Consider the following 11,822-nt stretch of genomic DNA (forward strand, 5'->3'; position numbering starts at 1 on the left):
CAGGAAATGAAAACATTCTCAAAACTCTATAAATTTTGTGTAGATTTTACAAATAACCAGTGGTAAAATCTTCTTAATATTTTTCCTAGTAATCTTGACGGAAATAAACCGGATTAATAGAAAAGGAGAATCCGGCTACTGTCTGTAGCAGGAGAGATGTAAGCCAGAACCAACATCATATTGTGGAGGGGATTACATTTGGAGTGGACAAAATTACCTCGTAAGCTATCATTACTAACTTTATCATTGGGTGTGGCTGCAAGTATGATTCCAGGCGCGGCATTCGCCGCCAGCAGCTTGAAGACACCCGTATCAGGCAATCATCTTCCAGCCTTGATTCCAGTGAATCAGCCTTATATTTCTCCACAGATTAACACCAAATCCTCAAATCTTGTCCGGGTTATCGTTCAGCTCAGCGGCCAGCCTGCTGCCGTCGGCAAGTATGCTGCCAGACAAGGAATTACAGCGCTCGCCAATACAGCGACTGAAGCTGCAGTGAACAGCCAACAGGAAGAAGTACTGGATAAGGCTGAAGCCAAGAAGATTGACCTGACCGTCAATTACAAGTACGACACGATTCTGAACGGCTTTGAAGTCACCGTTCCGGCTGACAAAATCCCTGAGCTGGCGAAGATTTCCGGCGTGTCTTCCATTTATCCGAACAGCACCTGGTATGCTCTCCCTGATCAGACAGTGACCGAAGTGACTTACAGAAACGACAATGCTCCCCTGAAGCAGATTCATGCCGATTGGGCGGCTGACCAAGGCCTCACCGGGGCCGGACTGAAGGTCGGTGTAATTGATACCGGTGTGGACTATACGCACCCGGATATTGCCCCGGCTTATAAGGGCGGCTATGACTCCTTCTATCAGGATAATGATCCTTATGAAGAAGTTCCGCTGACTCCTGAAGAAGATATCGAGTATGGCGTAGGCTATGCGGGAACTTACCACGGTACGCATGTGGCCGGTACCATCATCGGTCAGTATGCAGCCAAAGGTGATGTGGCTCAGAAGGGTGTCGCTCCCGGGGCTGACCTGTATGTCTACAAAGTATTGGGCCGTAATATTGATAAGCCGAACACTTCCTCCGGATCTTCCGCTCAAGTCATAGACGGAATTGAACGTGCGGTCAAGGACGGCATGGATGTCATCAACCTGTCGCTCGGCTCCGATTCCGAGAAGGATGTGAATTCCCCGGATTCCATCGCGATTAATAATGCCGTACTCTCTGGAGTAACTGCTGTAATTGCGAATGGGAATAATGGAGAAGCAGGTTATTTCTCCATGGGTTCTCCTGCTGCCTCCCAACTCGGAATTTCGGTAGGTGCCGTTAATAGCCCTATCAAAGCGTTCTCCGGTGAGTTCAAGGCAGAGATTACGGGTTCAGTCACTTCAGTGACTTATGACACCTATAATCCGTTCCATGTCATGGCCTATGAATTGGGTCAAACAGACTTTGCCGATATTATTGGAACAGAGCCGGTTAAAGTGTTCTACGCTAATTTAGGCGCAAATGAAGATTACCCGGAAGGAAATTTCAGTGAGAAAACTGTTGTTCTGGTATCCCGTGGCGATCTAGCCTTTGTAGACAAGATTGCTAATGCCAAAGCTCACGGTGCCAAAGCTATTGTGATCTTCAATGGTAATTTCCAGACAGTAGACGGTAAGAAAGTAGCTATTCTGGATGAGAGTTATACTGACCGTTCTGACTTTATCGGTTCCAACCTTGGCGATGGATATGACAACATCCCTACGCTGGACCTGAAGGGCTCCCAAGGCCGCGCTTTAGCCAGAGCCATTGTTGCTAACGGCAACAAACCTGCTTACTTTACTTTCAGCTCCGAATATCCGATGGATATGACCGCCGGCGATGAAGTGACCAGCTTCTCCTCACTAGGACCGAACTTCGACGGTAAATTAAGCATTAAGCCGGACATCGTAGCTCCTGGTGACGGAGTGCTGTCTACGTGGCCTGCTTATGGCAAAGGTCATCCAGGAACTGATTATTCCAAAGCATACAATCGTATTAGTGGTACAAGTATGGCAACACCGCATGTAGCAGGCTTGGCACTGCTGATCAAGCAGGCACATCCAACTTATACACCATTAGACATTCGTGCCGCTCTGGCCAACACAGCAGATCCTGTGTTCTACCAGGATGCACCTGAAGATTTCTATCTTCAAGGTCCTGGACGCGCCAATGTAGAAAATGCCATCATCACTCCGGCCTTGCTGCAATCGATAGAGCCGATCTCTATTCTGGACAAGAACTTTATCCCGCAGAATGTAATCAACTACAATCCGTCTACAAGCTTTGGCACCCTGCTTCCCGGTTCTGAAGCTAGCCAAGTGCTGCAATTAAAGAATATGAGCGATACTGCGCTTACCTATTCTGCTTCCGTGGAATGGAACTATGGTGATCCCAAGCATGTATCTGCGACGCTCGACAAATCATCGGTAACTGCCGCCGCAAAAGGTGCCTCCACGTTCAACCTGAAGGTTACCGTCGCTGCTGATACCGTGCCGCAAATGCTGCAAGGTAATGTCGTCCTGGAAGCAGCAGGACAGCCAACTCTGCACTTGCCGTTTGCAATCAATGTAGATAAGACGACCGAACAACCTGATTGGGGCACAGGCATTCAGGAAGCTGCACTGAGCCAGCCGATCGTCTACACCAATTCAAGTGCTATTCTGAACTACAAGCTTAAAGCAAAAGATATTAACTACTATGAAGTGAATCTGATTGGCTTGGATGATATCAAGAAAGGCTCCTTCCAGGTATCCACGACCGGTGCGCCGGATAAGTTCTTCGAGCCTGGGAACTATAGCACGGTTGTATCATCCACCTATCACCCATATGACCACAATGGTGATCCAATCTTGGATGCTTACGGCAACCCTGCGGTGGCCGGTCTGACCGATGGAGTCTACAAGCTTGAGGTTATCGGCATTAAAGCCAAAGATAACACCAAACCGATCAAGATTGACTATAACAATGATGAATACTACAGTAGCTACACCTCATTCCGCTTTATCACTGTCTCTGACAGTGGAAACAATGGCGGCGGTGGTGGAGGTGGCGGTACAGTAGTTACGCCAACACCTGTGGTGGTTCCAGAACCTGTGAAGTCCCTTGTTGAAGAAGGCGTTCAGCAAGTAACGGTAACACCTCTAACCGCATCGAAGGATGGTGTAACGACAGTAACCGTGAGCGACAGCGATCTGAAGGCCGCTCTGGCCAAAGCCGCTACTGTCAAGACAGCCGTTGTTATCTCTCTGATCAGCATCTCAGATAAGTCTGCTGAACTGAGCCTGACTGCTGATCAGGTGAAATTACTGTCCGCCATTCAAGCAGGCAGCACCCTTATCGTGAATGTTGGCGGATCTGCTGTAGCCTTGCCGGTATCCTTATTAGCCGCTTCCCCTGCAGGCCAGAGCTTGAAGCTAGTAATTAAGCAAGAGCCAGACGCAGCCAGCAAGCTGATTGCAGGTACTCCGGGTGCCCAGGTTATCGGAACCCCGGTATCCTATGAAGCTTCATGGACTACAGCTACAGGCAGCACTTACTTGAACGTTCCAACCAACGTGTTCATCAAGCGCACCTTTACTGTACCTGGCAAGATTGAATCCAAGACCGCAGGCGTACTGTTTGAGAAAGACGGACTGGTGACCCCGGTTGCTTCTGTCTTCACACCGCAAGCCGATGGAACAACCCTTGTGACCGTAAGCCGTCCAGGCTTCTCCGTGTATGCAGCAGTCAGCAAACCGGCAGCAGCCTTCACAGACATCGCGAATTCCAAATCAGCGGTTGCCATCCAGACGTTGGCCGACAAACTGATTATCCAGGGAACCTCGGCAACAACTTTTGCGCCGCAGAGCAATCTGACCCGCGCTGAGTTCACAGCACTCTTAACCCGTGCACTGGGTCTGCGTACCGATGCTGGCGTAACCTTCTCCGATGTGAAATCAACGGACTGGTACGCCAAGGATGTCGCCGCAGCCTCCAAGTCTGGTCTGATTCTGGGCATAGGCAACGGCAAGTTTGCACCTACGCAAAAAGTAACCCGTCAGGAGCTCGCCGTCATTCTGGACAGAGCGCTGAAGCTGACAGGCACTGAACTGAAGGCTGTAGCCAATCCTTCGTTCACAACCTACTCCGATAGCGCTAAGGTAGCTCCTTACGCCAAGGACAGTCTGCAAGCCCTGACCAAAGCCGGCATCTTCGCCAGCGAATCAGGCATTGCCTTCAACCCAACAGCTCCGGCAACCCGTGAGACAGCAGCCGCTGCACTCTATGAATTGCTGAGCAAGAGCGGGTTGATTCAGTAGAACGCTCCGCGCAAAGATTAACACATTTAGCCCCTCCACTTCCTGGATAGGAAGTGGAGGGGCTTTACTATTGTTTATGAAGACAGTAGATATTAAGTAATATCTGCAATTCACCCATTAATCCAAAAAGCTCGCTGAGTGCTGCTTCGTTAATCACTTTTTTTCTGAGCGGCACTACTATTTCAATGCTAATCCCATCAAGTGAAGCAATAATTTCTTCCACTCTTTGATCCATAGCTCCTCCTTATTCGTTATAAGGAAAAGGAAGCATTTTATGCTAAAATCTTAATATCCTACATCTATGTATATTGTTTTAACCTAGTAGCTCGTCAGCTCTAGACGTATGAAAATTACTTTAACTAATGGTTTGCTGAGTGGTTACCTCACCCCGATTAGGGGGCAAGGGGGAGGCTTAATTGCAATTCGTACAACTAAATCGTCCGATATGCCTCCAAATCTCCGTTTAAATGTAGTTCGTGCAATTAAAATGCCCCTATACCTGGATTTTCGTCCATCCGGGTAAATGTAGTTGCACAAAATACAATTAGAAGAGGATGTCCATCCGTTTCACTGTTTTTAGTTGTACAGAATACACTTATCCCTGTTTTTTCACTACGAATGCAGCTTCATACCTCACCGCTTTTATGGAATGAAATCGCTTGTTTAATTCTGATGGTCTACTAGAAGATCTAAACACTAGTTTGGGAAGGTAAAGGTGATTAAATAACATGGATAATAAGGTGGTAGCTAGAGTTAGCTGGATTCCAACGGAACAAGGTGGGAAAAAGAGGTTTCCTTTAATAAACTATTCAACAGCTGCACATTTTCATTATGATGTGGCAGATCGGGATTGGAGTGTTGTACTAAATATTATTTCAAACTATGATAATTATGAAACACTCTGTAATATAGAATTTTTGTTTCCTGAGAAGGCACCAGGAAATTTGCTTTTTGTAGGAAGTAAATTTGAACTTTATGAACATAGAAAAGTTGCAGATGGAGAAATAATTGAAATCGAAAAAGAAGAAGTAATGCGTTAAAGTGTTAAACATAAAACTAAGGATAAAGCCCCTTCGTTTCCCATACGGGAAGTGAAGGGGCTTTACTTTTGTATATGAAGATATTAGACAAAACTACTCGTATAACTTCTTAAATTCATCCATAATTTCTTGTAAGTTAGCAAAATCCGAATTATCTATGAGCTGTTGAACTGAAATTCCCTCAGTATCTTGCACCCTCTTGCCAAAGATTTCTCTCATTTTTCTTCTCATTTTGCTAAGATAGACAGTGAATTCATTTTTAACTTCTTCCTCCTTAATATAACCAGCCTGCATATCCAATTGGGTATATATGTGAAATAATTTTTCCACTAATTCTTTCTGTATCCATTTTTCATTAGTAAGTAATTTCTGCAATTCACTCATTAATCCAAAAAGCTCGCTGAATGCAGTTTTATTAATAACTTTTTTCTAAGTGGTACCACTATTTTAATGCTGATAGCATCAAGTGAAGCAATGATTTCTTCCACTCTTTTATCCATAGCTCCTCCTTATTCGTTATTAACAAAAAGCCCCCAATCTCCTCTTCCAGATTGGGGGCTTGCTCTAGTTGCTACACTATAAATTCCTTATCTTTCAGTCTCCCCGGAACGCCCGCTTCACACGGTCGAAGAAAGACTGTTCCTGCTCATGCGTGTTCTCTCCGTTGTGGGAGGCGAACTGGCGGAGCAGGTCCTTCTGCTCATCGCTGAGCTTGCTAGGTGTGACTACGATGACGCGGACATGCTGGTCGCCGACGCCGTTGCCGCGCAGATGCGGAACCCCCTTGCCTTTGAGGCGGAAGAAGGTACCGGTCTGGGTTCCTGCCGGGATCTTGAGCTTCACCTTCTCGGTCAGCGTTGGGATCTCAATCTCGTCACCCAGTGCCGCCTGAGCGAACGTCAAGGGAACCTCGCACATAATATCGTTGTTCTCGCGCTCGAAGAAATCATGATTCTTCACACGGATCACAATGTACAGATCTCCGGCCGGGCCGCCGCGTGTGCCGCCTTCGCCTTCACCAGTCATGCGCAGCTGTGCGCCGTCATCGACACCGGCAGGGATACGCACATGGATCTTGCGCTGTCTCTTTACCTTGCCCTGGCCTGCGCAGGTGGTGCATTTCTCTTTGATGATTTTGCCTGTGCCGCTGCAATGGGAGCAGGGACGGCGGTTACGCATCTGTCCAAGCGGTGTATTCTGCACGAATTCCTGCTGTCCGCTGCCGTGGCAGACGGAACAGGTCTCCGGCTTCGTACCCGGCTTGGCTCCGGAGCCGAAGCAGGTATCGCAGGTCTCCGTGCGCGGAATGGTAATATCGGTCTCTTTGCCGAACACCGCTTCCTTGAACTCAATGGTCATCGTATACTGCAAATCGCCGCCGCGCTGTGGGGCATTCGGATCACGCCGTCCACCGCCTCCGCCGAAGAACATATCGAAGATATCACCAAGACCGCCGAAATCTCCGCCACCGCCGCCAAAGCCGCCGCCCATTCCCTGATTAGGGTCAATATGCCCATATTGGTCATACCGCGCACGCTGTTGCCCGTCACTCAGGACATCATAGGCTTCCTTAACCTCTTTGAACTTGGCCTCAGCATCACTGGCCTTATTCACATCGGGATGGTACTGGCGCGCCAGCTTGCGGTAGGCCTTCTTCACTTCGTCTTCTGAAGCATCTCTTCCGAGGCCCAGAACCTCATAATAATCACGTTTATCTGCCACTGCTTTCACCTCCGTACATCGTTAATTCTCCCCATTTACAAGGTAAAAGGAAAGCCAAAACCCGGGATGCCCCGGTCTTGACCTTCCCTCTCACCACCATAGAACTTATCGTCTAAGGTTACCCTTGATTCTTCTCATCGTCAACCACTTCGTAATCCGCATCTACCACGTTATCCTTCTTGGCATTGCCTTCAGAAGCATCCTGGCCCGCTTCAGCGCCCTGCTGCTCCTGTGCAGCCTGCTCATACAGCTTCACGGACAACTGTTGCACAATCTCATTCAGCGCCTCTGTAGCGGCAGTGATTTCTTCCAGGTTGTCGGTTTCAAGTGCAGCCTTCACCTTGTCCTTGGCTTCATTCGCTTTGTCGATCTCGGAAGCATCGACCTTGTCACCCAGATCCTTAATTACTTTATCTGTGGAGTATACGAGCTGGTCAGCACCGTTCTTGGCTTCGACCAGTTCTTTACGCTTGCGGTCTTCCTCAGCGTGCAGCTCGGCATCCTTCATCATCTGTTCCACTTCTGCGTCGCTCAGACCGCTGGAAGAAGTGATGGTGATCTTCTGGCTCTTGTTGGTGCCTTTATCTGTAGCAGAGACGTTAACGATACCGTTGGCATCGATGTCGAAGGTAACCTCGATCTGCGGTACGCCGCGCGGTGCCGGTGGAATCTCGTTCAGCATGAAGCGTCCCAGTGTCTTGTTGCCGTTCGCCATCTCGCGTTCACCCTGCAATACGTGGATTTCCACGCTAGGCTGGCTGTCTGCGAAGGTCGAGAACACCTGCGATTTGCTTGTAGGGATCGTAGTGTTGCGTTCAATCATCTTCGTGAACACGCCGCCTGCAGTTTCAATACCGAGGGACAGCGGAGTGACGTCGAGCAGAACTACGTCTTTTACATCACCAGTCAGTACGCCCGCTTGAACAGCAGCACCCAGGGCTACTACTTCATCCGGGTTAACGCCCTTGTGAGGCTCTTTGCCGGTAAGCTTCTTGATCGCATCCTGTACGGCAGGAATACGGGTGGAGCCGCCGACCAGTACGATTCTGTTCAGATCCGCAGGGGTCATTCCGGCATCCTTCAGCGCTTGACGTGTAGGTCCCAGCGTGCGCTCAACCAGGCTTGCAGTCAGCTCGTCGAACTTGGCACGGGTCAGGTTGATCTCCAAGTGCTGAGGCACTCCGTCAACTACCGTGATGAACGGAAGCGATACTGTAGTTGTAAGTACGCCGGACAGCTCTTTCTTTGCTTTTTCTGCAGCATCCTTCAGACGTTGAACAGCAGCCTTGTCCTTGCTCAGGTCAATGCCCTGCTCTTTCTTGAATTCAGCTACGAGGTAATCCATCACCAGTTGGTCAAAATCATCCCCGCCCAGACGGTTGTCACCGCTGGTAGCCTTCACTTCAAAGAAGCCGTCGCCCAGTTCAAGGATGGATACGTCGAAGGTACCGCCGCCAAGGTCATAGACCAGGATGGTGTGATCTTCCGATTTCTCCAGACCGTAAGCAAGAGCTGCTGCTGTTGGCTCGTTAACGATACGCAGCACTTCAAGGCCGGCGATTTTGCCTGCATCCTTGGTAGCCTGACGCTGGCTGTCATTGAAATAAGCAGGAACTGTAATAACCGCCTGAGTTACAGGCTGGCCCAGATAGGCTTCAGCATCGGATTTCAGCTTCTGAAGAATCATTGCCGAGATTTCCTGTGCAGAATAGTCTTTGCCGTCAATGCTTTCTTTGTGGCCTGTACCCATGTGGCGTTTGATGGAAGCGATGGTACGGTCCGGGTTCGTAATGGCCTGGCGTTTTGCCGTTTCACCAACGATGCGCTCGCCGTCCTTCTTGAAGCCTACAACCGATGGGGTTGTACGCGCGCCTTCCGGATTCGGGATAACGACGGCTTCGCCGCCTTCCATAACGGCAACGCAAGAGTTCGTGGTTCCTAAGTCAATACCGATAACTTTACTCACAGTAATGTGCCTCCTCAGAAATAATGTGAAGCCCGGGGCTTCATCCATATTTATTATCTTATATAGAACAGATCTACATGCTGACTTTGACCATGGCCGGACGAAGAACCTTATCCTTCAGGAGATAGCCCTTCTGGACCTCTTCCGTCACGATGCCTTCCTCGTACTCCTCGCTCTCCACCTGCATGATCGCCTGATGATATTCAGGGTTAAAAGGCTGCCCTACCACTTCCATAGCTTTAAGCCCTTCAGTCTTAAGGACTCCCTCCAGCTGACGGAAAATCATATTCACGCCTTTGATGAACGCTTCAGCGTCTGCACCTGCTGCAGGAGTCGCCAGTGCGCGTTCAAAGTTATCCATTACCGGGAGCAGCTCAGTTACGAGCTTAGATGTTGCGTACTGCGCCAGCTCTTCCTTTTCTTTCTGGGTCCGGCGGCGGAAGTTATCGAAATCAGCCTGCACACGCAAGGTACGCGCCTGATGTTCATCTGCAAGCTCCTGCAGCTTTCTGTATTCCTCATTGCCTGAAGCCGCCTCGCCGGCCTCTTCAGCCGTGAATGAGCCGCTGTCTGCTGTGGTATCAGTCTCTTCAGCCGCAAGATTGTCATTCATCGAGGGGTCATTCTTCTCATTCATTTCCTGAACCTCTTCCTCTTTCAAGTTGTCTTCACCTCCTTAATATCATTCGCGATGGACTAGTACACTCTGTTCACTTATACCAGTGTGCCAGCATTGCTGTCAAATCCCGGGACAGAATACCCAGAATACCCATTACACGTGCGTACTCCATACGGGTCGGACCCAGGATGCCAATGCTCCCCAGCGGTTTGCCGTCCAGTGAATAAGTGGCGGTAATCAGACTGCAGTTGGCAAAAGCCTCATGCTTATTCTCTGTACCAATGCGCACCTGCATTCCTGCTTCGCTGCTGGCCGGGGTGAGCATCTTGAGCAGCGTAGGCGTCTCCTCCAGCAGATCGAGAATCGTCTTCACCTTGTCGACGTCCTTGAACTCCGGCTGGGTCAGCATATTCGTGGCTCCGCTTAAGTAAATCCGCTGATCATGGTCGCTTTCCAGCGCCTTATCCAGCACCTGCATTAATTCTTCATAATGGGAGATGTGGCGCTGCATTTCTTCGCCCAGCTCGGAATAGAGCTGACTCTTCAGCTTGTAGAGCGGTACATTGACCAGCTTGCTGTTCAGCAGATTCACGACCTTCTCCATCTCGGAGACAGATATCTCCGGAGGAAGACTCACGGTCCGGTTCTCTACCTGCCCGGTGCTGGTAACGATAATCGCCACAGCGGTCTTGTCATCGAGCGGGAGCAGCTGGAAATGGCGCAATGAAGTATGAAAAACCTCCGGTCCCAGCAGGATGGAAGTATAATTCGTCATATTGGACAGGATCATTGCCGCATGTTGGATAACCTGCTCTGTAGCATTCAGCTTCTCGGCGAAAAAAGCGCGGATCGTGCCCAGTTCGGCCGTTTCGGCGGAATTCCACGGTACCAGATGATCCACATAATAGCGGTAGCCCTTATGGGACGGGATTCTCCCTGCCGACGTATGAGGTTGCTCCAGATAACCCAGATCCTCCAGATCGGCCATTTCGTTGCGGATCGTGGCTGGACTGTAGCCCACATCCCCGCGTTTCGAGATACTGCGCGAGCCCACCGGCTCAGCGGAAGAAATATAGTCATCGACAATGGCATTCAGTATCATTCTCTGGCGTTCAGTTAACATGTTATTCCCTCCTATCCGGCTGTGGCTCCGATTCGTTAGCACTCTAGTGAGATGAGTGCTAACCACTAATACAAAAATACCAAACTGACCTCGGCATTGTCAAGTGAGTTCAGCAACTTGATTGCGCCTATTTTAGTCAAAGCAAGATTTTGTATATTTCACCGCAACCATTTCCCGGACAATGCCGTCCAATACTCAGGGAGTGATAAAAATGCGTTTCAAGAAAACAGCATTATGGGCTATAATCGCAGGCCTCTTAACTGCATTAGCACTTACGGGCTGTACTGGTAAAATCTTACCGGTCAAGTGCATCGGTGTGGATGCGAATTATGCATCCATCCTGCAATGGGACGGCGTCATGTACTACGATGATACCGGTCCTGACCCCGCCCCACTGGGCAAAGGCAAGGAGATCGGCAAAATCACATACAGCAAATCCGAGCAGGAGTGTCCACGCGCTGGGCTGCAGGATGGAGATGCGACAACTCTTAAGACAGGCACACCGCTCTACGAGGTAGAAGGCTATAAGACATCGGCGAGACTCTGGGCGGGAGACCGGCTGTATGAAGCACGCAACAACCCTGACGCCAACACCCTTAACGATCTGCTGGATATCGAGGGAAAAATACAAACTGTCCGTTTTGTGAGCGGCAATGACGGTTCTTACCTCATGGACTTTACCCCGGAGGCCAACGCCGTGTTCATCCGCGAATTCCCCAAGCTGGAATACCTCCCGTTCGAGCAGCTCTACAAGCAGACCAAGGGTTGGGTGGGAGACAAATACTGGCTGGAGATTGAGATGACGGACGGGTCCAGCATCGGAATTACTTATAATACACTGTCCCCTTCCTTTAACCCTTCCGCATATGCTACACCGGAGCTTGCCGAACTGGTAGAGCAACAGCGCAAGCTTATCTACGCACAATAAACCTGTATCTGCAAAAAACCACTGTCACCCTGAAGCATCAGCTTCCGGGTGAACAGTGGTTTCTTATTATATAGTTTACTGGGGGCTAGAGC

The 11,822-nt window shown here is 49.5% G+C and carries 9 protein-coding genes; 3 read left to right on the forward strand and 6 right to left on the reverse strand.

Going from position 1 to position 11,822, the window contains the following annotated elements; all coding sequences use genetic code 11:
• Positions 1 to 198: 198 nt before the first annotated feature.
• A complete protein-coding gene (locus MKY12_RS23495) occupies positions 199 to 4,332 on the forward strand; it encodes a S8 family serine peptidase (protein ID WP_339311123.1) in 4,134 nt (1,377 codons plus the stop codon).
• Positions 4,333 to 4,399: 67 nt separating this feature from the next.
• Here the strand turns inward: MKY12_RS23495 and MKY12_RS23500 are convergent, their stop codons facing one another.
• On the reverse strand, positions 4,400 to 4,567 hold the full coding sequence (locus tag MKY12_RS23500) for a hypothetical protein (RefSeq protein WP_339311125.1): 168 nt from the start codon (positions 4,565 to 4,567) through the stop codon (positions 4,400 to 4,402).
• Positions 4,568 to 5,060: 493 nt separating this feature from the next.
• On the opposite strand from MKY12_RS23500, the gene MKY12_RS23505 reads away from it, so the two are divergent.
• On the forward strand, positions 5,061 to 5,372 hold the full coding sequence (locus tag MKY12_RS23505) for a hypothetical protein (protein ID WP_339311127.1): 312 nt from the start codon (positions 5,061 to 5,063) through the stop codon (positions 5,370 to 5,372).
• Positions 5,373 to 5,465: 93 nt separating this feature from the next.
• Here the strand turns inward: MKY12_RS23505 and MKY12_RS23510 are convergent, their stop codons facing one another.
• From MKY12_RS23510 to hrcA, 5 genes are all read right to left on the reverse strand, one after another.
• Complete coding sequence (locus MKY12_RS23510; RefSeq protein ID WP_339311128.1) at positions 5,466 to 5,756, reverse strand: hypothetical protein; 291 nt, start codon at positions 5,754 to 5,756, stop codon at positions 5,466 to 5,468.
• Between the two features lie 210 nt (positions 5,757 to 5,966).
• Positions 5,967 to 7,094, reverse strand: coding sequence for a molecular chaperone DnaJ (dnaJ, locus tag MKY12_RS23515; protein WP_036690440.1), 1,128 nt, complete (start codon positions 7,092 to 7,094; stop codon positions 5,967 to 5,969).
• A 118-nt stretch (positions 7,095 to 7,212) separates the two neighbouring features.
• Positions 7,213 to 9,060 carry a molecular chaperone DnaK gene (gene dnaK / locus MKY12_RS23520; protein ID WP_036732232.1) on the reverse strand — a complete coding sequence of 616 codons (1,848 nt, stop codon included), beginning with the start codon at positions 9,058 to 9,060 and terminating at the stop codon, positions 7,213 to 7,215.
• 73 nt (positions 9,061 to 9,133) lie between these two features.
• A complete protein-coding gene (gene grpE / locus MKY12_RS23525; RefSeq protein WP_339311129.1) occupies positions 9,134 to 9,721 on the reverse strand; it encodes a nucleotide exchange factor GrpE in 588 nt (195 codons plus the stop codon).
• 49 nt (positions 9,722 to 9,770) lie between these two features.
• A complete protein-coding gene (gene hrcA / locus MKY12_RS23530) occupies positions 9,771 to 10,802 on the reverse strand; it encodes a heat-inducible transcriptional repressor HrcA (RefSeq protein WP_036732236.1) in 1,032 nt (343 codons plus the stop codon).
• A gap of 211 nt (positions 10,803 to 11,013) precedes the next feature.
• On the opposite strand from hrcA, the gene MKY12_RS23535 reads away from it, so the two are divergent.
• A complete protein-coding gene (locus tag MKY12_RS23535; protein WP_339311131.1) occupies positions 11,014 to 11,730 on the forward strand; it encodes a hypothetical protein in 717 nt (238 codons plus the stop codon).
• Positions 11,731 to 11,822: the final 92 nt, after the last annotated feature.

The sequence above is a fragment of the Paenibacillus sp. FSL M7-0896 genome (assembly GCF_037975415.1).
GTDB lineage: Bacteria > Bacillota > Bacilli > Paenibacillales > Paenibacillaceae > Paenibacillus_AQ > Paenibacillus_AQ silagei.